General features: G+C 63.7%; 23 protein-coding genes and 2 pseudogenes. 12 read left to right on the top strand and 13 right to left on the bottom strand.

Annotated features, from left to right (window positions below; all coding sequences use genetic code 11):
* Positions 1-41: 41 nt before the first annotated feature.
* Positions 42-982, bottom strand: a pseudogene (gene zapE, locus RM2_RS25805) (cell division protein ZapE).
* Between the two features lie 68 nt (positions 983-1050).
* Here zapE and RM2_RS00555 point away from each other — a divergent pair.
* From RM2_RS00555 to RM2_RS00530, 6 genes are all read left to right on the top strand, one after another.
* Positions 1051-1647, top strand: a complete 597-nt coding sequence (locus RM2_RS00555) for a TetR/AcrR family transcriptional regulator (protein WP_072686904.1) — start codon at positions 1051-1053, stop codon at positions 1645-1647.
* Between the two features lie 142 nt (positions 1648-1789).
* Entirely contained in the window at positions 1790-2722 is a 933-nt protein-coding gene (gene puuE / locus RM2_RS00550; protein WP_072686903.1) for an allantoinase PuuE, read from the top strand.
* A gap of 11 nt (positions 2723-2733) precedes the next feature.
* A complete protein-coding gene (locus RM2_RS00545) occupies positions 2734-3543 on the top strand; it encodes an FAD binding domain-containing protein (protein WP_072686902.1) in 810 nt (269 codons plus the stop codon).
* Positions 3540-6260 carry a molybdopterin-dependent oxidoreductase gene (locus RM2_RS00540; protein WP_072686901.1) on the top strand — a complete coding sequence of 907 codons (2721 nt, stop codon included), beginning with the start codon at positions 3540-3542 and terminating at the stop codon, positions 6258-6260. The genes RM2_RS00545 and RM2_RS00540 overlap by 4 nt, the downstream gene beginning before the upstream one ends.
* Before the next feature lie 478 nt (positions 6261-6738).
* Positions 6739-6996, top strand: a complete 258-nt coding sequence (locus RM2_RS25800) for an SRPBCC family protein (protein WP_139277629.1) — start codon at positions 6739-6741, stop codon at positions 6994-6996.
* A 157-nt stretch (positions 6997-7153) separates the two neighbouring features.
* Positions 7154-7660, top strand: coding sequence for a hypothetical protein (locus tag RM2_RS00530; protein WP_072686900.1), 507 nt, complete (start codon positions 7154-7156; stop codon positions 7658-7660).
* Between the two features lie 249 nt (positions 7661-7909).
* Here RM2_RS00530 and RM2_RS00525 read toward each other — a convergent pair whose 3' ends face one another.
* Positions 7910-8467, bottom strand: coding sequence for an HAD family hydrolase (locus RM2_RS00525; RefSeq protein ID WP_218017204.1), 558 nt, complete (start codon positions 8465-8467; stop codon positions 7910-7912).
* A 149-nt stretch (positions 8468-8616) separates the two neighbouring features.
* Positions 8617-9921 (bottom strand): NAD(P)/FAD-dependent oxidoreductase, encoded by a 1305-nt coding sequence (locus RM2_RS00520; RefSeq protein ID WP_072686899.1) that lies wholly within the window; start codon positions 9919-9921, stop codon positions 8617-8619.
* A 168-nt stretch (positions 9922-10089) separates the two neighbouring features.
* On the opposite strand from RM2_RS00520, the gene RM2_RS00515 reads away from it, so the two are divergent.
* Positions 10090-11001: a LysR family transcriptional regulator gene (locus tag RM2_RS00515; RefSeq protein WP_072686898.1), complete on the top strand. Its 912-nt coding sequence runs from the start codon at positions 10090-10092 to the stop codon at positions 10999-11001.
* A gap of 258 nt (positions 11002-11259) precedes the next feature.
* Entirely contained in the window at positions 11260-11736 is a 477-nt protein-coding gene (locus RM2_RS00510; protein WP_072686897.1) for a hypothetical protein, read from the top strand.
* Positions 11737-11815: 79 nt separating this feature from the next.
* On the opposite strand, the gene RM2_RS00505 is transcribed toward RM2_RS00510, so the two are convergent.
* The gene (locus RM2_RS00505) at positions 11816-12763 is read right to left on the bottom strand and encodes an alpha/beta fold hydrolase (protein ID WP_072686896.1); all 948 of its coding nucleotides are present in this window, start codon (positions 12761-12763) and stop codon (positions 11816-11818) included.
* Positions 12764-12921: 158 nt separating this feature from the next.
* Between RM2_RS00505 and RM2_RS00500 the strand changes: the two genes are divergently transcribed.
* Entirely contained in the window at positions 12922-13569 is a 648-nt protein-coding gene (locus RM2_RS00500) for a nucleotidyltransferase family protein (RefSeq protein ID WP_084721598.1), read from the top strand.
* Here RM2_RS00500 and RM2_RS00495 read toward each other — a convergent pair.
* Positions 13489-14307, bottom strand: a complete 819-nt coding sequence (locus tag RM2_RS00495; RefSeq protein WP_072686895.1) for an ABC transporter permease — start codon at positions 14305-14307, stop codon at positions 13489-13491. The two genes, RM2_RS00500 and RM2_RS00495, sit on opposite strands and share 81 nt — an antisense overlap.
* Positions 14304-15260, bottom strand: a complete 957-nt coding sequence (locus tag RM2_RS00490; RefSeq protein ID WP_072686894.1) for an ATP-binding cassette domain-containing protein — start codon at positions 15258-15260, stop codon at positions 14304-14306. Before RM2_RS00490 ends, RM2_RS00495 begins: the two co-directional genes overlap by 4 nt.
* 400 nt (positions 15261-15660) lie before the next feature.
* Here RM2_RS00490 and RM2_RS00485 point away from each other — a divergent pair, with 400 nt between their 5' ends.
* Together RM2_RS00485 and RM2_RS00480 are read left to right on the top strand one after the other, a co-directional pair.
* Positions 15661-16329, top strand: coding sequence for an NAD(P)/FAD-dependent oxidoreductase (locus RM2_RS00485; RefSeq protein ID WP_072686893.1), 669 nt, complete (start codon positions 15661-15663; stop codon positions 16327-16329).
* Between the two features lie 248 nt (positions 16330-16577).
* The gene (locus RM2_RS00480; RefSeq protein ID WP_072686892.1) at positions 16578-17018 is read left to right on the top strand and encodes a nitroreductase/quinone reductase family protein; all 441 of its coding nucleotides are present in this window, start codon (positions 16578-16580) and stop codon (positions 17016-17018) included.
* A 30-nt stretch (positions 17019-17048) separates the two neighbouring features.
* Here the strand turns inward: RM2_RS00480 and RM2_RS00475 are convergent.
* Positions 17049-17996: pseudogene (locus RM2_RS00475) on the bottom strand (beta-ketoacyl-[acyl-carrier-protein] synthase family protein).
* Positions 17993-18415, bottom strand: coding sequence for a MaoC family dehydratase (locus RM2_RS00470; protein WP_072687181.1), 423 nt, complete (start codon positions 18413-18415; stop codon positions 17993-17995). Before RM2_RS00470 ends, RM2_RS00475 begins: the two are co-directional and overlap by 4 nt.
* 397 nt (positions 18416-18812) lie before the next feature.
* Between RM2_RS00470 and RM2_RS00465 the strand changes: the two genes are divergently transcribed.
* Positions 18813-19253 carry a nitroreductase/quinone reductase family protein gene (locus tag RM2_RS00465; RefSeq protein WP_072686891.1) on the top strand — a complete coding sequence of 147 codons (441 nt, stop codon included), beginning with the start codon at positions 18813-18815 and terminating at the stop codon, positions 19251-19253.
* A gap of 32 nt (positions 19254-19285) precedes the next feature.
* On the opposite strand, the gene RM2_RS00460 is transcribed toward RM2_RS00465, so the two are convergent.
* The 5 genes from RM2_RS00460 to RM2_RS00440 are packed head-to-tail and all read right to left on the bottom strand — an operon-like array spanning position 19286 to position 24108.
* Positions 19286-20455: a lipid-transfer protein gene (locus tag RM2_RS00460; RefSeq protein ID WP_072686890.1), complete on the bottom strand. Its 1170-nt coding sequence runs from the start codon at positions 20453-20455 to the stop codon at positions 19286-19288.
* Complete coding sequence (locus tag RM2_RS00455; RefSeq protein WP_072686889.1) at positions 20452-20874, bottom strand: MaoC family dehydratase; 423 nt, start codon at positions 20872-20874, stop codon at positions 20452-20454. Before RM2_RS00455 ends, RM2_RS00460 begins: the two co-directional genes overlap by 4 nt.
* A complete protein-coding gene (locus tag RM2_RS00450) occupies positions 20871-21917 on the bottom strand; it encodes a bifunctional MaoC family dehydratase N-terminal/OB-fold nucleic acid binding domain-containing protein (protein WP_072686888.1) in 1047 nt (348 codons plus the stop codon). Before RM2_RS00450 ends, RM2_RS00455 begins: the two co-directional genes overlap by 4 nt.
* 14 nt (positions 21918-21931) lie before the next feature.
* Positions 21932-23083 (bottom strand): acyl-CoA dehydrogenase family protein, encoded by a 1152-nt coding sequence (locus tag RM2_RS00445; RefSeq protein WP_072686887.1) that lies wholly within the window; start codon positions 23081-23083, stop codon positions 21932-21934.
* Positions 23068-24108 (bottom strand): acyl-CoA dehydrogenase family protein, encoded by a 1041-nt coding sequence (locus tag RM2_RS00440; protein ID WP_072686886.1) that lies wholly within the window; start codon positions 24106-24108, stop codon positions 23068-23070. Before RM2_RS00440 ends, RM2_RS00445 begins: the two co-directional genes overlap by 16 nt.
* Between the last annotated feature and the right edge of the window lie 41 nt (positions 24109-24149).

The following is a 24149-nucleotide window of genomic DNA, read 5'->3' as shown; positions in this document are numbered from 1 at the left end:
GCTAGGGGCCGCGCGCCTGCGGATGTTCGGCCCGAAAACGATCACGCTGAGCGCCGCAGAGTCGACAATCTGCTCACCAGGCGGTCGAAGTCTGGGGTATTTCCAAGGCCGACCAACACGTCCTCCCACGGCGCTTCGGCAACGGCGGTCAGCGGAATCCCCCTGTCGTACAGCACGTCGACCACGTTCGCGAACCGTCGCACGGTCTCCGCATCGGTCTCGCGCAGTCGGGGCACACCGTGGATCACCCACCGTGGGAATCGCGCAGACAGTTCGAGATAATCGGACGGGGCGGTCGGGGTACCGCATAGGAGAGAGAAGTCGAACCAGATCGTCCGCTCGCGTATGGCCGACGCGGTCACCGAGCGATTGCCGACCGTCAGACGACGCGCTCTCGCACGTGCGGACGTTCAGATTCGGATGCTCTGACGAATCGTCCGAGCGCAAACCCTGTCCACTCAGTATTGGAGGCGCGATAATCGGTGGGGCCCGCGACTCGCACCACGGACAAGTTGCGCGCCAGCATGGAGATCGACGGCTCGAAGAGGTGATGGAACAGCGGGTTGGGCAGCAGTCCCCCGGGCGAATAGTTCGATGTGACGACCAGCGTGATTCCGCGGGCGAACAGGGCCTTCAACAGCCGCGCCATCAGCATCGCGTCTCCGACATCGTGCAGGTGGAACTCGTCCAAACACAGCAGTCGGATATCCCCGAGCGTGGCGTCGATTGCTCGGTCGATGGAGCCGAGGGTGTGGGCGGCCGCATGGAGCCGGTGGAAGAAGTCGTGGAAATGCACTCTCCGCTTCGGAACCGGCGACGACTCGTAGAAGCGGTCCATCAGCCAGGTCTTACCTCGCCCGACGGGCCCCCACAGGTACACACCTCGCACTCCTGCCCGGCACTGCGCAAGAGCGTCGGCAGTCTCGCGCAGGGCCGCCGTGGCATTTTGCTGCGCGTCATCCGACACGAACTCTACATCCATAGAGGACACCCTACGAATGTAGAGTCTCAGACGGCAACCGTACGAAGCCGATGTGAGGAGACAGATACGTGCCAGACCGGCGTGAGCAGATAGCCGACGCGGCGATCAGGATCATCGCGTGCGAGGGTATGCGCGCACTGACGCACCGCGCGGTCGACCGCGAGTTGGATCTACCAGGCGGGTCCACGTCCTACTACTTCCGCACCCGCCGCGCGCTGACCGAGTCGGCAGTGCACCGACTCGCCGAACGATCGCGGCGCGAGTTCGAGGAAATGCACGAGTTCGAGAAAACGACAGCCTCTCCAATCACCCTCTCCACAGCGGCCGAGGGCATCGCCCGGTTCCTCGACAGACTGCTCCTGAACCGTCGCGACGACCTCGTCGCGCGGCACGCACTCACGGTCGAACTGTCGGGTGACGCCGAACTGCATCCCCTTCTCGCGTCCTGTCTGTTCTCCCGTGCCCGCGCCACCGAACTGTTCGCCACCCTCGGCGTACCCGACCCGGACACAGCGGGCGCCGACCTCGTCAGCGTCCTCGAAGGCCTTGTCTTCGACCGGTTCGTGGGCGCCCGATCCCTCGACGGTATCGAACCCGGCACCGAGGCCAGCGTGTGGCAGTTGACTCGCGCCGTCACGTCGTACCTGCGTGGCGTGGCGGCCTGAACGATTGTCCCTGAACGAATGCCACAGCGCCCACGCATCTGCAGATCGTCACCGAGGTCCGGCCCGACATCTTCCGAGGACCGCTGCATGACGCTGCGGCTGGGGGTTGCCGCACCCACGTCGGCGCGGCATGGTAGGAATCATGACCCTCGACTCGAACCCCAACTACCCACGTGACTTAGTTGGATACGGGCCACATCCGCCCGACCCGCGGTGGCCGGGCGGTGCGAAGATCGCCGTCCAGTTCGTCCTCAACTACGAGGAGGGCGCCGAGAGCAACGTGCTCCACGGCGACGCGGCATCTGAGACATATCTGTCCGAGATACCCGGAATGCAGGCGTACCCGAACCGCCAGATGGGCTCCGAGTCGATCTTCGAATTCGGCGCCCGCGCTGGGGTGTGGCGGGTGCTACGGCTCTTCGAGCGCCGAGGGCTGCCCCTGACCATTTTCGCGGTGGCCAAAGCGCTGCAGAGGAACCTCGAGGCCGTCAGCGCCTTTCGTGAACTGGGTCATGAGATCGCCTGCCACGGCCTGTGGTGGAGGTCGTACCAGGAAGCCGAGGAGAGCATCGAACGCGAGCACGTGGCTGAGGCGGTCGAGATCCTGAGGCAGCTCACCGGCACGGCACCGCTCGGCTGGTACACCGGCCGCGACTCACCGCGCACCCGCGAGCTGGTGGTCGAACACGGCGGCTTCGAATACGACTCCGATTCGTACGCCGACGACCTGCCCTACTGGGTGAAAGTGCAGACAACCAGCACGCAGCAGATCGACCATCTCGTGGTGCCGTATGCCTTGGACACCAACGACCTCAAGTTCGTGATACCAGCCGGTTTTCCGACCGGGGAGCAGTTCTTCACGCACTTGCGCGACGCATTCGACGTACTCTACGCGGAGGGTGTTGCCGGGGCCCCGAAAATGCTCTCGGTCGGGCTCCATTGCCGAATTGCGGGCAGGCCGGGCCGTATCGCCGCGCTCGAGCGCTTCCTCGACCACGTGCAGTCGCACGACCAGGTGTGGGTGGCGAGACGGATAGACATCGCCCGCCACTGGCGCGACGCGCACCCGGCCTGAAAGGTAACGTCATGGATCTGTCTTTCGTCACAGAGATCTCCTCGCCCCGCAGCAGGGATGAACTGCCGGCGCCGGAAGCGGGTGATGCCTACCTCGCCGGTGGTACGTGGCTTTACTCCGAGCCACAGCCGTCGACCACCCGCCTGATAGACCTGGCCACGCTCGAGTGGCCGACGCTCACCGTTCACGACGACGGACTCGAAGTCGCCGCAACTTGTACCATCGAACAACTTTGCACCACAACATTTCCGGAAGAGTGGACAGCGACGATCCTGTTCCGTCCGTGCGCGGAGTCACTCGTCTCGTCGTGGAAGATCTGGCACACGGCGACGATCGGCGGCAATCTTGCGCTGGCCCTTCCCGCCGGTGCCATGATCACTTTGTGCTGCACACTCGATGCCGACCTTCTGCTGTGGACTGCCGGCGGCGGCGAGCGCCGGATTCCCGTAGTCGAGTTCGTCACCGGAGATGGCCGCACCCTCCTCGATACGGGTGACCTGATCCGGAGCATCCACTTTCCCGCCACTGCACTGCGCGGGCGCACAGCGCTGCGAAAGATCGCGTACTCGCGATTCGGCCGTTCCGGCGCGGTGCTGGCCGGACGCCTCGACGAAGTCGGATTCACGCTGACCGTCACCGCATCTACTGTCCGTCCGTTCATCCTGCGCTTCCCGGCCGCACCCGGCCCCCAGTCACTGAGTGCGGCCCTGTCGGAACAGATCTCTCCCGTCGACTACCTGACGGACGCACACGGCACCGCGGACTGGCGCCGTCACGTCACCGGAGTTCTCGCCGAGGAGATCAGGAGAGAATTGGCATGAAGTTCACCGTTGATGGACAGCCCGCCGATGCCGACCCGCGGCCCGGCCAGTGCCTGCGTAGCTTTCTGCGTGAACAGTACCGATTCGCCGTGAAGCAGGGTTGCGACGCCGGCGACTGCGGTGCCTGCACCGTGCTGCTCGACGGAAGCGCCGTGCATTCATGCGTCGTACCCGCTCACCGTGCCCGGGACCGCGAGGTAACCACCGCTTCCGGTCTCGGTCGACCCGACCAGCTTCACCCGGTGCAGCAGCAGTTCGTCGACGCGGCCGGGTTTCAGTGCGGATTCTGCACACCAGGCATGGTGGTGACCGCATCTGCGCTCGATACAGATCAACGAGCGGATCTACCTCGTTCTCTGAAAGGAAACCTCTGCCGCTGCACCGGCTATCGCGCAATTCGCGACGCCGTCGGCGGGGTGTGCAACACCGAGTCGGACAGCGCCGGTGAGTCGTTCGGACGGTCGCTTCCTTCGCCTGCCGCCAGCAGAGTGGTGTGCGGCGCCGAACCATACACACTCGACCTGGCAGTCGAAGATCTGTTACACATCCAGATACTCGGCAGCCCGCACGCGCATGCGCGGATTGTCCGTCTCGACACGTCCTCCGCCGAGCGACTACCCGGCGTCCACGCCGTGCTCACCCACCGCGACAGTCCCGACGTCGTGTTCTCCACGGGGCGTACCGAATTTCGCATCGATGACCCGGACGACACCTACGTCTTCGACACCGTCCTCCGCTTCCGAGGACAACGCGTCGCGGCCGTTGTGGCAGAGTCCGTCGGCATCGCACGGCATGCAGTACAACTGATCGATGTCGAATACGAACTACTCGAACCCGTCTTCGACCCCGACCAGGCCCTCCGCTTCGGTGCACCCCCACTACACGGCGACAAGAGCGAAGGGTCCCGGATCGCGAACCCGGCACGCAACCTGGTCGCCGAACTCCACGGCGAAGTCGGTGATATCGGTGCAGGACTCGCGGAGGCGCGGGAGTCGGGCGCGGTGGTGGAGGGCACATGGCAGACGCAACGCGTGCAGCACGTACATCTCGAGACCCACGCGGCCCTGGGATGGCTGGATTCCGACGGGCGGCTGACCCTCCGGAGCAGCACCCAGGTGCCATTCCTCGTCCGCAACGAACTCGCGCGCCTGTTCGGTCTCGACTACTCACAGATCCGAGTCTTCGCAACCCGTGTGGGCGGCGGGTTCGGCGCCAAGCAGGAGATGCTGGTCGAGGATCTCGTGGCACTGGCCGTCTTGCGTACCGGCAGACCTGTGCAGTACGAGCTGACACGCTCCGACCAGTTCACGATCGCCCCATGCCGACACCCCATGCGAGTCTCGGTGAAGGTCGGCGCCGACGGGGAAGGGGCACTGACTGCCCTCGCCGTGGACGTGGTTTCGGATGCCGGCGCGTATGGAAATCATTCGGCGGGTGTGATGTTCCACGGCTGCAACGAATCCTTGGCGCTCTACCGAAGTCCTAACAAGCGGGTGGACGCCCAGGCCGTCTACACCAACAACCTGCCGTCCGGCGCCTTCCGCGGCTACGGACTGGGCCAAGTCATCTTCGCCGTGGAGTCTGCGCTCGATCAACTGGCAGCACGGCTGGGAATCGATCCATTCGAACTGCGCCGCCGCAACGTCATCGTTCCGGGCGACGACTTCGTCGCAGCCGAGGTGGAGAACGGCGACCTCACCTTCGGCAGCTACGGGCTCGACCAGTGCCTCGATCTGGCCGAGTCGGCGCTGGGCCGTGGCAACGGCATACGGCCGCCGGACGGCCCGCAGTGGCGGGTCGGCGAGGGGATGGCGGCGTCCATGATCGCCACGATTCCAACACGAGGACACTTCGCCGACGTCTCCTGCACCCTTGTCGAGGGCGGCCGGTACGAACTGCGCGTGGGCACCGTGGAGTTCGGAAACGGCACCACCACCGTCCACGCCCAGCTCGCCGCTTCGGCACTGAACACCACGGTCGATCGAATCACGATCCTACAGTCCGACACGGACGTCGTCAGGCACGACACCGGGGCCTTCGGTTCGTCCGGAACGGTGGTGGCGGGCAAAGCCGTACACCTCGCCGGAATCGGTTTGCGGGAGAAGGTGTTCGAAGTCGCTCGCCGTGTGTCAGGTGCCGCCTCCGGTAGCGACTGCGAGCTGACACCCGACGGTGTTCGGGTCTGCGGCAGAGTTGTCGAACTCGACAAGCTGGTAGCCGAGGGCCCCCTCCGGGCCGAGGGCCGGCACGAGGGAACACCCCGCTCGGTTGCGTTCAACGTCCACGCGTTCCGTGTGGCAGTCGACATCGTCACAGGCGAAGTCCGCATCCTGCAGTCGATCCAGGCAGCCGATGCGGGTAGGGTCCTGAACCCACAGCAGTGCCGCGGGCAGATCGAGGGGGGCGTCGCTCAGGCGATCGGAAGCGCGCTGTACGAGGAGATCCTGCTCGACGGTGCCGGAACCGTACTCAACCCGCAACTACGGAACTACCATGTCCCGCAACTCGTGGACGTGCCGGACACCGAGGTGTACTTCGCCGACACCTTCGATGAACTGGGCCCACGAGGCGCCAAATCGATGAGCGAGTCCCCGTACAATCCGGTAGCCCCTGCCCTGGCCAACGCCATCGCCGACGCCACCGGTGCCCGGCTTCACCACCTACCGATGACCCCCGCCGCCATTTGGCGTGCGCTGCCGGACAGTGAGGAAACCTGACCGCAATCCTTCGGCGGTGCGGCACGAAAGGGCATGTGCGGTCCCGATATGCACTTCGCGGAAATTTGTCGTGGGCCGATGATACATTCGCGGCCGTGATCGTTCGCTGCCGCTTTCGGGCGTACTGAGACAGGTGCAACAGCTACGATGAGAGACGTTGTGCTGGTTCTTCTTTCTTGTGATTGCTCGAGCGGTCGTTCGAGTTCGAACGTGGCGAGCCATGAATTGGTTCGCGGCGCTGCGCGATGATAGGCGAACCGGAGAAGGATCTATCGTCACTCGAAGTGGGCTGCTTCTATCCGCATCCGAATGAAACGGTGTGGCAGGCGCTGACTGACCAGAAGATTGTCGAAAGATGGTTGATGAAGCCCACCGGCTTTAGAGGTGCGCAGGTAGGAAACACCTTATTCTCTCGGTGCCATCGAATCCACCAGGTGAGATCGCTTGTGAGGTTCTGTCTGTGGTTCCAGGTAGGACGATGACCTGGAGCTGGTTCGATTTGCGTGCGTCACGCCCGGCCCGTTGGAAGGTAACTTGGTCGATTGAACCCCAGGGGCGCGGGACAAGGGTCCTACTCACTCAGTGTGGCTTCGATGTCGAGAGTCCTCGCGCAAAGATGGCTCGAAATGCTATGGAGCGCGGATGGCGAACGGCCCTGGCGAAATTGGGTGACATCTTGACCTTGGGAATTGACCGAGACTGGGATCTGCCAGCGTCCGGTACAGGCAACGGGTAGCTCGAGCTAGAGCAAGTCTGCGTCTGCGTATCGAGACCCTGCGCTAGCTGCAGCTGGGGACCATACAGCTAGCCGGTCAAGATGATCCGCTCCGCCGACCTCACCACCCTCGCCACGCTCCGACACACACAACAACCAGGCCAGAGGAGAACGCCGAATGACAACACCCGCCAACACCGACCCGATGATGGAGGCGATCGGCAAAGCCGTGACCGACGGTCACAGCGGAAACACCGTCGCCGCCCGGAGCGGGCTTCTAGAGCTCTGGACAACCATCGGGCCCCGCGGCGACCCCTTGCACCGCTGCACACTCGCGCACTACCTCGCCGACCTCTACGACGATCCGGCACAGGCGCTGGGCTGGGATGTACGTGCACTCGACGCAGCCGACTCAATCACCGAGCAACGCGTCCAACAGCACCATGCCAGCCTGCACATCGCGGGCTTCTACCCCTCGCTTCATCTCAATCTGGCCGACAACTACCATCGGCTCGGGTCATTCGAGGCCGCCGCCGAACACATCGACGCCGCACGTGAGCATTCGTCTGCCCTGCCTCACGATTCCTACGGGGATCTCATGTGTGTCGCGATCGACGAAGTGACCACGTCCATCGCGAACGAGTGCACCGCTCCCCGTTCTTCAGCTCCGGGCCCGACTGCATGACAGGTAGGGGCGCGCCACACGATCTTGACGAGACGATCACTCACCCCGAGCGCGTATGAGCAGGTCCGTGTGTGCTGATTCGCCAACCCGATCAACGGTCGTACTCATCGTGGACTTGACTATCGGTAGGCGATTTTCGTTGCGGGGCAGCTGCTCACCAGCCGGCAATCCAGTCCACGATCGCGGATTCCCGCAGCGTACTGAAGACCACATCTGCGTCCAGCTTGGCGTTCGCCGGGCTTGGCACACCTACGCAATAGACTCCCGCCGCTTTCGCTGATCGCACGCCAGTACCTGAGTCTTCGAAACAAGCACTTTCCTGTGGCGCGTGTCCGAGCAATCGGCACGCGGTGAGATTTCGGGTGCTGGTTTTGGCGAGATCACCTCGTCAGCGGCGATGCTCACCGGAAACACGTCGCTGAATCCTCCGCGGTTCAGAGCACAATCGAGAAATTCGCGCGGCGAGTTGCTTGCCACTGCTACGGGAACCTTCTCGGCGATCAAGGCCACCAACTCGTGCGCACCGTCCATGGCGTCCGCACTGCGGTTTACTACGTCCCAGGCCAGCCCCATGAGCTCCGTTTCAAGAGCAGTCGGTGACATGCCGTCATCGAACAGCGCAGCTAGAGCAACGCACGCATCACCTAGTGATCGGCCGATCAACAGCGCCTTCTGCTCCGCGCCGAAGGATAGTCCCCGTCGCGCAAACAATTCAGTCTCGGCGACCGTCCAACATGGCTCGGTATCCATCAGCAGACCGTCGCAATCGAATACGACGGCTTTGGGTGCAAATTCTTGGACTGACATGCGCTCGCTTCCCCTCTGTAGCGATCTCGGTCCGCACTGTCACCCGTATCCTGCACCAACTCGGACTGAATCCACGGCATTTGGAGCACACCTCAAACGTCGATGCGATACAGCAGAACCCCAGCGCCGGTGGCCGCCGCCGGCGCGCTCTATGCCGCAGCGATCTCTCGCTGCTCACTTCCCTCGACCGGTTCGATCTGTTGCGCGTAGTGGAAGTGCGGCCGACGGCGGCCGAGGAACGATCCACACCACGACATCACCGCGACGTACCGGTTTCGGAAGCCGACCAGGTAGACGAGATGCACGGCGAGCCACAGGAACCAGGCGAGCACACCGGTCAGTTCGATCTTGCCGACGCGGGTAATCGCACGGAAACGGTTGATGATCGCCATGCTTCCCTTGTCCCGATAGCTGAAGGGTGTTCCGACAGATCGCTTCCCGGCGATGATCGCCGCGACGTGGCGGCCACCCTGCATCGCAAACGGCGACTGGGCAGGCAGGTCGTTCAACGACGCCATGTCGCCGATGGCATAGATGTCGTCATAGTTGCCCACCGTGAGGTCCTCGTCGACCAGCAGACGCCCGCCGCGACCGGTCTCGCAACCCGTCCGCTCCGCGAGTACTGCCGCAAAATCGTTGGCCTGAATGCCCGCCGACCAGATGATCGTCTCCGCGGTGAGTCGCTTTTCGAAACCGCTACTCGGCGACGACAGCGTCGCGCCGCTCTCGTCGATATCGGTCACCATCGTGCCGAGCACGACCTCGACACCCGCGCGTTCCAGCGAGTCCTGCGTGTATCTACTGAGCTTGCCACCAAACACCGGCAGCGTTTCCTTCGCACCCTCCACGAGGGTGACGGTGACGTCTTCGGAGCTTGTCTGGCGCAGTGACTTCTCGAAGTAGCGTCCTGCCAGTTCCTTGATCTGCCCGGCCAGTTCGACACCGGTCGGGCCGGCGCCGATCACGATGAAATGCAGCAGGTCTCGGCGACGTTGCGGGTCGGCGGTGGTGTGCGCCTCCTCGAAGCAGCGAACGATCTGCCGGCGCAACCGGTCGGCGTCGGCGACGGTCTTGAGCGCGTACGTCACCTCGGCGAACTCATCGCGACCGAAGTACGCCTGCCGCGCGCCGGTCGCAGCGATCAGGCTGTCGTAGCCGAGCGTATGTCGCACCCCACCGGCCTCGTAGGCGACTTCCTTCTTGTCCGGGTCGACGTCGACGACCCGCCCCAGCCGGACGTCGCCGCTGGGGTACTTGGCGAGGATGGCGCGGATGGACGGGGCGATCTCGCCGGGCGAGATCACGCCGGTCGCGACCTGGTACAGCAATGGCTGGAACAAGTGCTCGGTGGTCTCGGAAATCAGCACGAACGGCGTGCCGGCCTTGCCGAGTTTCTTCGCGGCCGCGAGGGCGCCGAATCCCGATCCAACGATGACGACCTGTGTGCGATCCATCGAGAATCCCCTCCGTTTTCTGTTGCGTTTGCACAGCAACTCCTGCTTAGCGTTGCATATGACAGATTTTATGGTTTAGACGTGTCCAGTTGCGAATAAGCTGGGCGAATCGAAATTGTGTTATCTCGATTTCTCATAGATTGCGAGCGAAGGACGTAGCCTCGAGTCATGGAATTCCGGCAGCTCCGCTACTTCCTCGCGGTCGGCGAGGAGGGAAGCTTCTCCCGTGCGGCACGACGCTGCTTCATCTCTCAGTCCGCGATCAGCCACCAGATCGCCAAGCTCGAACGCGAGTTGGGCACCTCTTTGCTCGAACGGTCGACTCGTGCCACACGACTGACCGCCGCAGGCGAGCGACTCATGCCGATCGCCGCCGAGATGATGGGGCTCGAGGCGCGGGCGCTGTCGGTGGGACTCGACCCACACAACCGGCTGCGCATCAGCGCGAGCATGAGCTTTGCAACCCAGATCTTGGCAGCGATATCGCATGTCCGCGAAGAATTTCCGCAGTTGGATATCGAGTTCGTCATCAAGGACTTCACCGAGAGGATGACCGCGGTCGCCTCAGGGAACATCGATCTCGCGCTGATTCGGGGCGGCGTCGATCGGCCGGGACTCGAAACCGTGGAATTCGGACTGGAAGACCTGGTGATCGTGACGTCGAGCCAGCATCCCCTGTCCGGGAACTCGACCGTGGAGTTGAGCGAACTGGCTCCGTATCCCCTGCTCCTGCCACCGCGCAGCAGTCAGATCCTGATCCACACGGTGCTCGAGGACGCGTTTCGTCAGGTCGGGCAAAAAGTGATGCTCGGACCATCGATTCCTAGCGACCATACGGCCACGCTCGATGTGCTCACCACGCCCCGATCGTGGACCGTGCTCTACGCCGACACCGCTGACGCAACTCCGCGGAGGGGTCTGAGCGTCATGCGCGAGACCCACGATCGCCTGCGCATTCCCGTCTGCGGGGTTATTCGTAGCGGCACGGTGAGCAGGCCCGAACTCACCCACCTGTTCCGTGCCCTCGCGCAGTCGATCGCGGGCTCAGGAGGTTCGGCCGAGACCGCGGAACCGGCATGACCCAAGTGCGATCGAGTCGCGCAGGTCGGGCTCCCGATGCAGAAGTTCAACGACAAGGTCGCAGGAGGGGTGCCAGATCGCCTACGAAAGTTCGGCGGTCGGACTCCTCCTTTCTCATAGGAGTTACGCCCTGGATATGAAGGCACCCTTCGAGGCCGTACTACGGGCCTACGAAGAACAAGAGGGCATCACGACGAGCGCTCTCGGACAGGAAGGAGAAGATCTGTGATAGCGCACCTCAGACGCGCCGGATCTCGCGTGGCAACGGCTGTTGCGTTGTCGTTGTCGCTGGCCGCCTGCGGTTCTTCCGGTACCGGTGAGCCGATCGCCGAGCCAGTCCCGCGATTGACCTTTCACCCCTGCGACGGATTCGGCCCGGACGCGCGCGCCGCCGCGGGGATCGACGGAAGCGAGCCCGTCCGGTACGAGGATCGGGAGGAGCCGTACCAGAGCTGGGCGTGCTCCCACTATTCGTACCATCCCTATTCGTCGGTGCTGGTGTCGTCCAACGCGATTCCCGTGTCAAAGACTCAGAATGACTCACGCCTTACCCTCATGCAGGATACAAAGATTGCGGATCAGGCGTGCCCGCTGGCACTGAAGGTCGCCCAGGACCTCGGCCCCTACTTCCCGCAGCACCTGTCACCCGACAGCCCGCGGACGACCGCACCGACACACATGCGTTGCGGGTCCACACGAATCCTCCCGCGCACACCCCGACGGGCACGTCGGTAGGCCTCCACTCACCATCGCCGCCCAACTGTCTGCTGCCGCCGGCGCAGACACGCCGCTGCGTCAGCTTGTGGCTGTTGTCCTACACGTCGATCAGCCCGTACTTGTCGACCCACGTCATCACGTGGTCGAGCATCGTGTCGGGAGCCTCGAGCTGCGGCGTGTGCCCCACGTCGGTGAGGATCACGCTGTCCCACCGCTCGTTGACTGCCGCCGCCTTCCGCGCAGCCGCAACCGGCACCAGCCTGTCCTTGTCGCCGTGGATCAGGAGAACGGGCTGTTGGACGGACTGCATGGCAGCCTGATAGCGCCCAGGACGAGCAAGGACGAGCATCAGTGATCGACTGGCTTGAAGGAACGCCGCATCCTGCGATGGCAGCCCACGTCGGTAACCCGCGAGAGCCGTAGCAGCGTCGAGGACCTCCTCCGAAGCCCGACTCGGATCGGCGAAGCACAGGTTGACCACTCGCTCGACCAACTGTCGGTCCGTCATCCTCCTATTCGAATACCGCAGGTAGCGCTCCCCCACGAAAGGCATGAACTGCATCGCGAACTGCAACGCAACCTGTGGATCCGGGGCCCGCTGCCCGATAGGCAATGCAGGGTTGACAAGAACCAGGCCGGAGACCGACTTGGGGTGCGCTGCCGTTTCGAAGAGCGAGATCATGCCGCCCATCGAATTGCCCATCAGAATCGCCGGAGTGCCGATCACATCCTCAAGGAAGCGGTGCAGCACTTTTGCGTTGGCGTCCACTCCTGCCTGGCGCCGTCCAGCCGTGCTGAGACCGAAGCCAGGGAGATCTACTGTCACCACGCGCGTACGTTTCGCCAGAGTCGGAGCGATCCGGACCCAGTTGAGGTGTGAACCGCCGAGTCCGTGAACCATGACCACTGGAGGAGATCCATTGTCGGTGTCGCCGTATTCCACCCAGTGAATGGGGCCGCCGATATCGACGACGCTGCCGGAGCCACCCCACCGCTCCGCGAACTCCCGCAGGGGAGGTTCTCCGACTCTCTTGGGATCCACCATGCGTCCGTCCCATCCCGGCTTACGCCGTCTCGAAACCATCGGCCAGTCTACGGTGCGCGTTGCTACTCCCGACGCGCACACGCGCATTGCATCTCATTCACGAATTCGGCCAAGTAAAAGTAGGGTGAGCGTATGCCGTGTTATTCCGGGATCCCTCGATGACGACGTCGGTTGGGGGCGTACTACTCGCCGCTGGGGCCGGTTCACGCATGGGCATGCCCAAGGCTCTCATCGTCAGTGAAGGCGGGGAACCGTGGCTGGCGCGCGGTACCCGGGTGCTCTCGGAGGCCGGATGCAACCCCATCGTCGTGGTGCTCGGCGCCCGTGCCGCCGAGGCCGAGGCCTTACTTCCCGACGGCATCCCGGTCGCCGTCGCGATCGCGGAGGACTGGCAGTCGGGTCTCTCCGCATCCCTTCGCCGGGGACTGGAGGTCGCCGCGACCCTCGGGGACCTCGACGCCGTCGTGGTCACATTGGTCGATCTCCCAGACCTCGGGGCCGACGCGGTTTCGCGACTGGGCGCGGTGCCACCCCTCGACACCCGGTCGGCGCTCCGCCAGGCCCACTACGGCGACTCGCCTGGCCATCCGGTCCTGATCGGCCGAGAACATTGGATGCCGTTGCAGCGCAGCCTCACCGGCGACTCCGGCGCGCGGAAGTATTTGATCGCACACGACGTGGAGATGGTCGACTGCTCAGATCTGGGATCGGGACGCGATGTCGACTCACCGACTGACCGCCTTGTTGTAGCGCCGAACCGCGAAGGGCACGAAGATCAGCAGCAGCACCGCCGACCACCCCAGTGAGGCGATGATGGGGTTCTGTAGCGGCCATGCATCGGGAACCGCCATGGCGGGGTTGGTGTTTCCGAACAGCTCGCGCACGGCCTGCGTCACCGCGGACACCGGGTTCCACTCCGCCATCACCTTCAACGGACCGGGTAGGTCACTCGTATCGACGAACGTGTTCGCAATGAACGTGAGTGGGAAGATCACGATAAAGCTGGCGTTGTTGAATACCTCCGGGGTACGGATCCACATGCCCACCACCGCCATTATCCAAGACAACGCGTAGGCGAACAGCAGCAAGAGCAGGTAGCCAAGAGCCGCCTCGCCGATACTCGAGTGGATGCGCCAGCCGATGATCAGACCGGTCAGCGACATCACCACGAGGCTGACGATGTTGATCAGCACATCGCTCGACGTGCGGCCGATCAGGACGGCGGACGGGGCCATCGGCAGCGACCGGAACCGGTCGATGATCCCCTTCTGTAGATCCTCGGCCATGCCCAATCCCGTCCAGGTAGAACCGAAGATGACTGTCTGAGTGAAGATTCCGGCGATCAAGAACTCACGGTACGACATGCCCGGAACCTGGATGGCACTGCCGAATACGTATGCGAACAGCAACACGAACATGATCGGCGACAATGTGGTGAATACGATGAGGTCGGGCACGCGCTTGATCTTGATCATGTTGCGCTTGGCGATGGTGAGCCCATCAGCGAGCGCGGTGTGGACGGAAGCGGTCTGCGGCGCGGTCATGAAACTTGCTCCTCTTCGGCCTCGCGTCCGGTAAGGGTGAGGAAGACGTCGTCGAGAGTAGGGCGGCGCAGGCCGACGTCGAACACCTTCACGCCTCGATTGGACAATCGGCCAAGTGCTTCGACGAGCGTGTCCGATCCCCCGGACACCGGCACCGTCACCCGACGGACATTCTCGTCGATGTGGATGTCGCCAGCGGCGAGCGATATCAGTTCCTCACGCACGACGGAGAGGTCGATCCCCTCGCGGACGGTCAGTTCGATGCGCTCACCGCCCACCCGATTCTTCAATTCGTCGGCGGTTCCGCGAGCAATCACCAAGCCGTGGTCGATGACCGCAATCTGATCGGCGAGTCGCTCCGCCTCCTCCATGTATTGCGTGGTGAGCAGCAGCGTGGTGCCTTTCGCGACGAGTTCGTCGATGACGTCCCACAGTCCCAGTCGGGCTCGAGGGTCGAGTCCGGTGGTCGGTTCGTCCAGAAACAACACCTCCGGCTCGGCCACGAGCGCCCCCGCAAGATCGAGGCGCCTACGCATACCGCCTGAGTAGCCCTTGACGGGGCGGTCACCCGCCTCGACCAGGTCGAACTGTTCGAGCAGTTCACGGGCTCGAGCCCTACTGCGCTTGGCGCCGAGGTGGTAGAGCCGCCCCACCATGTCGAGGTTCTCGAAGCCGGTGAGGTACTCATCGACGGCCGCGTACTGCCCCGAAGCGCCGATTCGCGATCGCAGCGCCCGTGCGTCCCCGACGACATCCAGACCTGCGACCTCGGCGCGGCCCGCGTCCGGAACGAGAAGGGTGGTGAACACCCGCACGGCTGTCGTCTTGCCGGCACCGTTCGGGCCGAGCAGCGCCGTCACGGTTCCCGCCGCAACCGCGAGATCGACCCCTCCGAGCGCTGTGACGTCGCCATACCGCTTGACCAGGCCCTCTGCGGTAATTGCATCGACCATCAGCTCTCCTCCGTTGGCATGTGGACCTAGTTTGACTCGAGACCCCGACAGATCGCAGGGATTACCTCCACCATGACCTCGACGGCGGGCTGAGGTTTCACCGTCCGGCAGGTTGTGAATCCGATAGGAGTGGCCATGCCGATGAGCCGTCGGCGCTCCGACAACATCTTCCTCGAACTGGGTATCGCCTCCCGCTCGGCTGCCACGGCATATGCGTACGAGCACCGACTCGTGGAACCCTAGCAATAGAACCGGCTGGATCGGCCGTCCGCACCGGCGCTCTGCACAGAAATACCCATGCCTCGGATACCGGACATTGCATCGTTCTGCTGGCGCGACGAGAGCGGTCGAAGTCGTAGCGTTGCCGGTTACAGCCGGCCAGAACAGGAGGGGAACGACGATGCCTACGCAGCAATTCGACACGATCGGGATCGGTAGCGGCCAGACAGGTCTCGCCTCCGGCGACCATCTCGCGCGAAGAGGACAGCGATTCGTGATCCTCGACGGTCACGACCGTGTGAGCGACGTCTGGGGAACCTTCGACTCACTCCGGCTGTTCACCCCGGCGCAGGTACGACAACCTGCCCGGCTGGACTCTACCCGCACACCGAGGTGGTCGTGGCCGGGTAAGGACGAGGTGGTCGACTACTTCGAGTCCTACGCGGCGAAATTCGCCCAGCGCAATCCGATCGGGCGCAAGATGCGCGTCCGATCCGGTGGTGGCCCGCGCCTGCTGGTTGGGCGAGCGGACCTCGAGGACGCCGGGGTCGAGCATCGTCCGGCGAGTGCAACGGGTGTCCGCGACGGCTGCCCTGCACTCGACGACGGAACCCACCTCGACACGGAACATAATCTGCTGCAAGTGTTTCCGGAAGGGCGTTTCATGGATCCGGGTACCGGTGACTGGTGCGGACGGATGGCCGATCCGGTCGCGCGGCGGACTCCGGCGGGCGCACGCGGCGGCCTGACCATGCCCGTCCGTCGCCAGCTGCCCCGCCGCCACATTCACCGCAACCCGGAGTTGAGCGGATTCAGTCGCGTTGCGGGCTCAGGCATCCACGCCGACTAGTCATCCGCCTCTTGTGAGGCCTCGCGCTGGCGCAATGATTCGTTTGCCCCTCGTTCGCAGCACCACGGAAAATGACCGAAGTAGTCGATGTCACGTACTGTATGTTGGGTTGGCCAATGCGGCCTGCGAGGTTGAAGTCCATGCCACCTTCGCAGATTGTCACGACCGAGAGGTCGATGTCCAGCGCACCTAGCTCGCGCTTACCTGATCCGGCCGACTCATACACGAGAGACTAGGAGAGAACTCAGATGAACACGCCGAACCCCAATGAACGGAACGCAAACACAATCGCAGAATTCCGCGCCAACGAGGGCCGCGTGGGTGGCATGTTCGAAGGGGAACCGGTGGTGCTGTTGCATCATCGCGGCCGGAAATCGGGACGCGCCATGGTCTCCCCCATGATCTACATGCCGGACGAGACCGCTCCGGACAGGTTTTTCGTTTTCGCCTCGAAGGCAGGCGCCCCCACCAACCCCGACTGGTATCACAATCTCGTCGCCGCCGGTGCGGCAGAGGTCGAGCGCGGAACCGAGACCTATTCCGTATCCGTCAGCGAAGTCACCGGCGGCGAACGAGACCGCATCTACAACGAACAAGCCCGCCGCTTGCCCCGATTCAACGGCTACGCGGAGAAGACCGCAGGTATCCGCACCATTCCAGTCGTGGCGCTCACCCGCATACCGGACTGAATCGACGCGCACCCTTTTCGTCGGCCAATTCTATGTCGTCAGCACCAGCCCCGACGTAGGAACACCGGTCCCGGCGGTGACGAGAACGTTCTGTACGCCCGAGACCTGGTTCACCGACGTCCCGCGGATCTGGCGAACGCCCTCGGCGATACCGTTCATGCCGTGGATGTAGGCCTCACCGAGTTGACCGCCGTGGGTGTTGAACCGCAGCGTGCCATCGAGTTCGAGAGTTCTTCGAGTTGCATCAATACGTATGGTGTGAAGTGGTCGTAGAGCACAGCCATGTCCATGTCCTGCGGTCCTAGGCCTGCCTGCCTGCCTGCCTGCTGCCACAATTGCCTGCCCACGAGTTCCATCTCGGGCAGCCCGGCGAGTTCCGGTCGGTAGTAACTGGTCATGATGTACTGGTCGCTACGGCTCCCCTGGGCGGCCGCCGCGATCACCGCCGGCTTCTGCCTCAGGTCCTTCGCCCTCTCCGGCGACGTGACCACGATCGCAATGCCGCCGTCCGACTCCTGGCAGCAATCGAGCAGGTGCAGTGGTTCCGCTATGAAACGCGAGTTCTGATGGTCTTCGAGGGTGATCGGTTTGCCGTAGAAGAACGCGTCGGGGTTGTTGGCCGCGTGCTTCCGGTCGGTGACTGCGACCCGTCCGAAGTCCTCACTCGTGGCGCCGTACTCGTGCATATACCGCTGTGCGAGCATGGCGACGAACGCCGCCGGGGTCGACAATCCACGCGGGTAGGCGGCTGAAGAATTTCAGATTTGGGATTCCCACCGAACGGGCAACTGCCGCTTCGGTGTTGGTATCCATCGTGAACGACGTCAGTCCGTCGACATCGGCCGGGGTCAGACCGGCGTCCTCAAGTGCCGCCGTCACAGCCTCCGCGGCAAGCCGCAATTCGCTGCGACCGGAGTCCTTCGAGAAGTCGGTGGCGCCGATACCGGCGATCACAGCCTTGTGCGAAAGCCCGCTCATGCGCTCGCTCCGTTCGTCTGGTCGTTCAGGACCAGGGTCACCGTGGATGTGATGTGGTCACCAAGACCGTTACGACCGACGATGTCGAGAGTGATGACGCCGTCGTTCATCGACGCCGCCGTTCCGCTGAGCGTCAGGGTGTCGTAGGCGTACCAAGGCACCCCGAGACGCAACGCGATCGACTTGATCACGGCTTTCGGGCCCGCCCAGTCGGTGACGAACCGCTGGACCAGTCCGGTATCGGTGAGGATGTTGGCGAAGATGTCCTTCGACCCGCGGTGCTGCGCCAGGTCGCGGTCGTGGTGAACGTCCTGGAAGTCCCGGGTCGCGATCAAAGCCGACACCACGAACGTGGTATCGGCTTTGATCGACAGTTCCGGAAGTGTCGTTCCCACCGCGGTCTCGAGGGTGGATGCCATGACTGCTCCTTCGCCGCCCACGCATACAGCGTCCACGGCGCGCCGCCGGTGTCTTCGTCTCCGGGAAAGTCGAGGTAGATCGCCTTGGCCCGGAATTGTGCGGATTCAGTCGCGTTGCGAGCTCAGGCGTCCACGCCGGCTTGTCATCCGCCTCTTGTGAGGCCTTGTGCTGGCGCAACGATTTCCTTTGCGCCTGGTTCGCAGTACGACGGCAAATGACCGAAGTAGTCGATGTCACATACTGTATGTTGGGTTGGCCCACACTGCCTGCGGCGAGGTTGAAGTCCATGCCACCTGCGCAGATCGTCACGACCGAGAGGTCGATGTCCAGCGCGTAGCTCGCACTCGTCCGATCCGGCCACCTCAATACACGAGACGAGACTAGGAGAGAACTCAGATGAACACACCGAACCCCAATGACTGGAACGCAAACATAATCGCAGAATTCCGCGCCAACGAGGGCCGCGTGGGTGGCCCATTCGAAGGGGCACCGATGGTGCTGTTGCATCATCATGGCCGGAAGTCGGGACGCGCCATGGTGTCCCCCATGATGTACATGCCGGACGAGACCGCTCCGGACAGAATTTACGTTTTCGCCTCGAAGGCAGGCGCCCCCACCAATCCCGACTGGTATCACAATCTCGTCGCCGCCGGAGCGGCAGAGGTCGAGCGCGGCACCGAATCCTATTCCGTATCCGTCAACGAAGTCACCGGCGACGAACGAGACGACATCTTCAACGAACAGGCCAGCCGCTATCCAGGATTCGCCGAATACGCGGAGAAAACCGCAGGTATCCGCACCATTCCTGTCGTGGCGCTGACTCGTCTACGGGAATAAGCGGCGTAGGGGTGATCAGAATCCCGCGGACCCTATGCTGTCAGCACCAACCCTGACGTGGGTACACCGGTCCCGGCGGTAACGAGAACGTTCTGTACGCCCGAGACCTGGTTCACGGATGTTCCGCGAATCTGACGCACGCCCTCAGCGATACCGTTCATGCCGTGGATGTAGGCCTCACCGAGTTGACCGCCATGGGTGTTGAACGGCAGCGTGCCGTCGAGTTCGAGCGCACCGCCGGCAATGAAGTCCTTGGCCTCGCCGCGACCGCAGAAGCCGAGTTCTTCGAGTTGCATCAATACGTATGGTGTGAAGTGGTCGTAGAGCACAGCCACGTCCATATCCTGCGGTCCTAGGCCTGCCTGCTGCCACAATTGCCTGCCCACGAGTTCCATCTCGGGCAGCCCGGCGAGTTCGGGTCGGTAGTAACTGGTCATGATGTACTGGTCGCTGCCGCTTCCCTGGGCGGCCGCCGCGATGACCGCCGGTTTCTGCTTCAGGTCCTTAGCCCGCTCCGGCGACGTGACCACGATCGCGATACCGCCGTCCGACTCCTGGCAACAATCGAGCAGGTGCAGTGGTTCCGCTATGAAACGCGAGTTCTGATGGTCTTCGAGGGTGATCGGTTTGCCGTAGAAGAACGCGTCGGGGTTGTTGGCCGCGTGCTTCCGGTCGGTGACTGCGACCCGTCCGAAGTCCTCACTCGTGGCGCCGTACTCGTGCATATACCGCTGTGCGACCATGGCGACGAACGCCGCCGGGGTCGACAGTCCGTGTGGGTAGGAAAATGCGTTATCCGTGCCCGACGAGTTCACCTGCCCCACGAGGCCGGAGTTCACCTGACCGAAGCGCGTCCCCGACCGCTCGTTGAACGCCCGGTACGCAACCACCACCTCGGCCACACCGGTCGCGACGGCCATCGCCGCCTGCTGCACCGTCGCGCACGCGGCACCGCCGCCGTAGTGGATACGGCTGAAGAATTTCAGGTTCGGGATTCCCACCGAACGGGCAACTGCCGCTTCGGTGTTGGTATCCATTGTGAACGACGTCAGTCCGTCGACATCGGCCGGGGTCAGACCGGCGTCCTCGAGTGCCGCCGTCACAGCCTCCGCGGCAAGCCGCAATTCGCTGCGACCGGAGTCCTTCGAGAAGTCGGTGGCGCCGATACCGGCGATCACAGCCTTGCCCGATAGCCCGCTCATGCGCTCGCTCCGTTCGTCTGGTCGTTCAGGACCAGGGTCACCGTGGATGTGATGTGGTCACCAAGACCGTTGCGGCCGATGATGTCGAGCGTGATGACGCCGTCGTTCATCGATGCCACCGTTCCGCTGAGCGTCAGGGTGTCGTAGGCGTACCAAGGCACCCCGAGACGCAACGCGATCGACCGAATCACGGCTTTCGGGCCCGCCCAGTCGGTGACGAACCGCTGGACCAGACCGGTATCGGTGAGGATGTTGGCGAAGATGTCCTTCGACCCGCGTTGCTGCGCCAGGTCGCGGTCGTGGTGAACGTCCTGGAAATCGCGAGTCGCGATCGCGGTCGACACCACGAACGTGGGGTCGGCCTTGATGGACAGTTCCGGAAGTGTCGTTCCCACCGTGATCTCGAGGGTGGACGTCATGGCTGCTCCTTCGCTCCGCGCTGCCACGCATACAGCGTCCACGGCGCACCGCCGGTGTCGTCGTCTCCGGGAAAGTCGAGATAGATTGCCTCGACCGGCATCCCGACCTGCACCTCCTCGGGCGCTACCCCGCGTAGCTCGCCGAGCATGCGGACGCCTTCCTCCAGTTCGACGAGGGCCACCACGAACGGCAACGAGCGCCCCGGGACCCTCGGTGCGTGATGGACCACGAAACTGAATACGGTTCCGCGACCCGACGCCACTACGTAGTCCGTCGTCTCGGCCTTGTCCTTCCACAGTGAGGGGACCGGCGGGTGCGCCAGCGTACCGTCATCACGCTTCTGGATCCGCAACTCGTGGGCGGCCACACCGTCCCAGAAAAATTGTGTGTCCGGCGATGCGCCGGGCCGCATCATCTTCGTGGGGTCCAGATCCTCGATCGACGCGCCCCGACCGTTCGCCGAATGTGACATCGGTGCAGTCTGACCATCCGAATGTGACATTGGTTCAGTGGGTTTGGGTGCGGGAACAAACTTCAGGATGCGGAAGAGCATCTCGGCCACCACCTCGTCGGCGCCGTCGCCTTTCGCGACGCTCCACACGGCGCGGGTGGTGTAGAACCATCCTTCGCCGAGTGCGGTCTTCTTGGGCCCGACGACATCCTCGAGCGTAGTGGAGACGGTGACCTCTTCACCGACCTTCAGGTAGCGGTGATAGATCTGATCGCAGTTGGTCGCAACCACCGACGTGAACCCGGCCTCGTCGAGGATATTCGTCATGCGCCCCAATGGGTCATCGCTCTGCCGAACGGCGTTCAGGCCCTGCATCGTCCACACCTGCGCCATCGCAGGCGGGGCGACAATGTCGTCGTGCCCGGCGGCCTGCGCGGCCGCCTTGTCGACGTAGATCGGGTTCTTGTCGCCGATCGCCTCCACCCAGTTGCGTATCATCGGCAGATTGACCGGGTCGCGTCCGGCGCGCGGGGCGCTCGGGCCTGCAGCCCGAATCTTTTCTGCGGCAGCGAGGATCTGTTCGGAACTCATGTGAGGCGGCACTCCTATCGCGGGACTCGGGGCAGCTTCAGGCCGGCGGTCGCGATCAGCTCGCGCATCACCTCGTTGACGCCGCCCCCGAACGTGATCACCAGGTTGCGTTTCGCCTGCATGTCGAGCCAGCGCATCAGGTCGGCGGTCTCCGGATCCGCGGGATCGCCATACCGCCCGACAATCTCCTCGACGAGCCTGCCGATCCGCTGAATACGTTCGGTGGCAAACACTTTTGTCGCAGAAGCGTCGGCGATGTCGATGACGTCCGAATCACTCGACGCCACCTGCCAGTTGAGCAGTTCGTTGAGTCGGTACGTCGCATGAATCTCGCCGAGCACGCGCCGGACGTCCGGTTCGTCGAGCAGATCGTGTGCCGCAGACCAGTTCCGGATGCGATCGTAGAGACCTCCGACGCGACCGGCGGGCCCCAGCATGACGCGCTCGTGGTTGAGTTGGGTGGTGATCAGTCGCCAACCCTGATTCTCCTCCCCCACGAGCATTTCGACGGGGACCCGGACGTCGGAATAGTAGGTGGCGTTGACATGATGCGCGCCGTCGCAGGTGATGATCGGCGTCCAACTGTAGCCCGGGTCCTTGGTGTCCATGATGAGGATCGAGATACCCCGATGACGCGAATCCGCCGACCCCGTCCGCACTGCGAGCCACAGGTAATCGGCGTCGTGGCCGCCGGTGGTGAAGATTTTCTGACCGTTGACGATGTACTCGTCGCCCACCCGTACGGCCGCGGTACGCAGTGCCGCGAGGTCGGTGCCGGCCTCGGGTTCGGTGTAGCCGATCGCGAAGTGCACCTCACCGGCCAGAATCGCGGGCAGGAACTTGCGCTTCTGCTCCGCCGTCCCGTACTTCTGCAGGGTGGGACCGACCGTCTGCAGTGTGACGGCGGGCAGCGGGATATCCGCTCGCGTGGCCTCGTTGACGAAGATCTGCTGTTCGATCTCTCCGAAACCGCGACCACCGAACTCCACCGGCCAGCCGACTCCGAGCCAACCGTCCTTGCCCATCCTGCGGATGACCTCACGGTAGGTGGATCCGTGGCGCTCCGTGCGCATCGCCGCTGCCTCGGCCGGGCTGATCAGTCCAGAGAAGTAGCGTCGAAGTTCCGCTTGCAGTTCACGCTGCTCGTCGGTCAGATCGATGAACATCGGGCCCCCACGAGGTCGAGTCGGTACGAGGCGCCGCCCACGAGGCGGGCCAGGTCTTTGGCGGTCGAGTAATACCGATGCAGCGGATAGGTGACGTCAACACCGATACCGCCGTGAAGATGGTGCAATACCTGCATCGCGGCGGGCACCTCCGCGGCGACCCAGTACGCCATGACGTCCAAATCGTCCTGTGCGTCCAGACCTTCGGACACACGCCACGACGCCGCGAGTGCGGACACGTGAAGCGTGCGTGAAGTGACATAGACGTCCGCGATCTGCTGGGAGACGGCCTGGAACGTAGCCAGTGGCCTGCCGAACTGATGCCGGGTGGCGAGGTGTTCTCCGGTCAGAACCGTTGCACCCGAAAGCAGTCCGTCTGCGACAGCGCCGATCGACGCCAGTGCGATGCGATAGAGAGTCTGCACGGCGTCCTCGCCGGGTGCGAGAAGTTCGGCAGGCGCGTCGTCGAAGGTGATCGCGAACTCCGGACTGCCCGACGCTGACGGTGTGGGAGTGAGCGTGACCCCGTCCGCGCCCGGTTCGACCAGCACGACACCGGAGTCGGTCGGAACCAGGATCCGGTAAGCCCTCTCCGCGAACGGAACCGCCAGCACTCGCCCGGCGACGCGATAGGCATCTCCGTCGGCGACCGCAGTCACCGAGGGCCGGGCCGGGAACTGCGCGCCGGGTTCGACGAGCGCGGCGGTGAACACGCGGCCGTCGGCAAGACCGGTCAGCAGGGCATCCTGCTGAGAGTCCTCGCCCAGCGCCACGATGGGCAGCACCCCGAACCCGAGGGTCGCGAGCGCGGGGACCAGTGCCGCCCTCCTCCCTACCTCGGTGAGGAGGGCGCCAATATCGGTGACCGAGAGACCCTCGCCGCCGAGACGTTCCGGCAAGGCAAGCGTGAGCAGATCGGCTTCGGCGAACGCTGCCCACAGGGCGTCGCCTTCCAGGTCGCGGGCCAGGAGTCCGGCAGCGACCTGCACCACGGCCTCCTGGGTTTCATCTCGAGTGAAGTCCACGCTGAAAAACCCACTTTCGATTTAGAACGTGTTCTAGTTGT

Source organism: Rhodococcus marinonascens NBRC 14363 (assembly GCF_001894885.1).
Lineage (GTDB): Bacteria > Actinomycetota > Actinomycetes > Mycobacteriales > Mycobacteriaceae > Rhodococcus_F > Rhodococcus_F marinonascens.
Note: the sequence above shows the minus strand (reverse complement) of the source record. Positions and strands in the feature narration are given on the sequence as shown.

Coding starts and splice junctions, on each gene's coding strand:
- RM2_RS00450 (WP_072686888.1), bottom strand. CDS start 21,917: ATGAGTTCCGAACAGATCCTCGCTGCCGCAGAAAAGATTCGGGCTGCA.
- RM2_RS00465 (WP_072686891.1), top strand. CDS start 18,813: ATGAACACACCGAACCCCAATGACTGGAACGCAAACATAATCGCAGAA.
- RM2_RS00530 (WP_072686900.1), top strand. CDS start 7,154: ATGACAACACCCGCCAACACCGACCCGATGATGGAGGCGATCGGCAAA.
- RM2_RS00485 (WP_072686893.1), top strand. CDS start 15,661: ATGCCTACGCAGCAATTCGACACGATCGGGATCGGTAGCGGCCAGACA.
- RM2_RS00470 (WP_072687181.1), bottom strand. CDS start 18,415: ATGGCATCCACCCTCGAGACCGCGGTGGGAACGACACTTCCGGAACTG.
- RM2_RS00540 (WP_072686901.1), top strand. CDS start 3,540: ATGAAGTTCACCGTTGATGGACAGCCCGCCGATGCCGACCCGCGGCCC.
- RM2_RS00505 (WP_072686896.1), bottom strand. CDS start 12,763: ATGGTGGATCCCAAGAGAGTCGGAGAACCTCCCCTGCGGGAGTTCGCG.
- RM2_RS00545 (WP_072686902.1), top strand. CDS start 2,734: ATGGATCTGTCTTTCGTCACAGAGATCTCCTCGCCCCGCAGCAGGGAT.
- RM2_RS00455 (WP_072686889.1), bottom strand. CDS start 20,874: ATGACGTCCACCCTCGAGATCACGGTGGGAACGACACTTCCGGAACTG.
- RM2_RS00445 (WP_072686887.1), bottom strand. CDS start 23,083: ATGTTCATCGATCTGACCGACGAGCAGCGTGAACTGCAAGCGGAACTT.
- RM2_RS00460 (WP_072686890.1), bottom strand. CDS start 20,455: ATGAGCGGGCTATCGGGCAAGGCTGTGATCGCCGGTATCGGCGCCACC.
- RM2_RS25800 (WP_139277629.1), top strand. CDS start 6,739: ATGACCTGGAGCTGGTTCGATTTGCGTGCGTCACGCCCGGCCCGTTGG.
- RM2_RS00500 (WP_084721598.1), top strand. CDS start 12,922: ATGACGACGTCGGTTGGGGGCGTACTACTCGCCGCTGGGGCCGGTTCA.
- RM2_RS00520 (WP_072686899.1), bottom strand. CDS start 9,921: ATGGATCGCACACAGGTCGTCATCGTTGGATCGGGATTCGGCGCCCTC.
- RM2_RS00525 (WP_218017204.1), bottom strand. CDS start 8,467: ATGTCAGTCCAAGAATTTGCACCCAAAGCCGTCGTATTCGATTGCGAC.
- RM2_RS00515 (WP_072686898.1), top strand. CDS start 10,090: ATGGAATTCCGGCAGCTCCGCTACTTCCTCGCGGTCGGCGAGGAGGGA.
- puuE (WP_072686903.1), top strand. CDS start 1,790: ATGACCCTCGACTCGAACCCCAACTACCCACGTGACTTAGTTGGATAC.
- RM2_RS00490 (WP_072686894.1), bottom strand. CDS start 15,260: ATGGTCGATGCAATTACCGCAGAGGGCCTGGTCAAGCGGTATGGCGAC.
- RM2_RS00495 (WP_072686895.1), bottom strand. CDS start 14,307: ATGACCGCGCCGCAGACCGCTTCCGTCCACACCGCGCTCGCTGATGGG.
- RM2_RS00480 (WP_072686892.1), top strand. CDS start 16,578: ATGAACACGCCGAACCCCAATGAACGGAACGCAAACACAATCGCAGAA.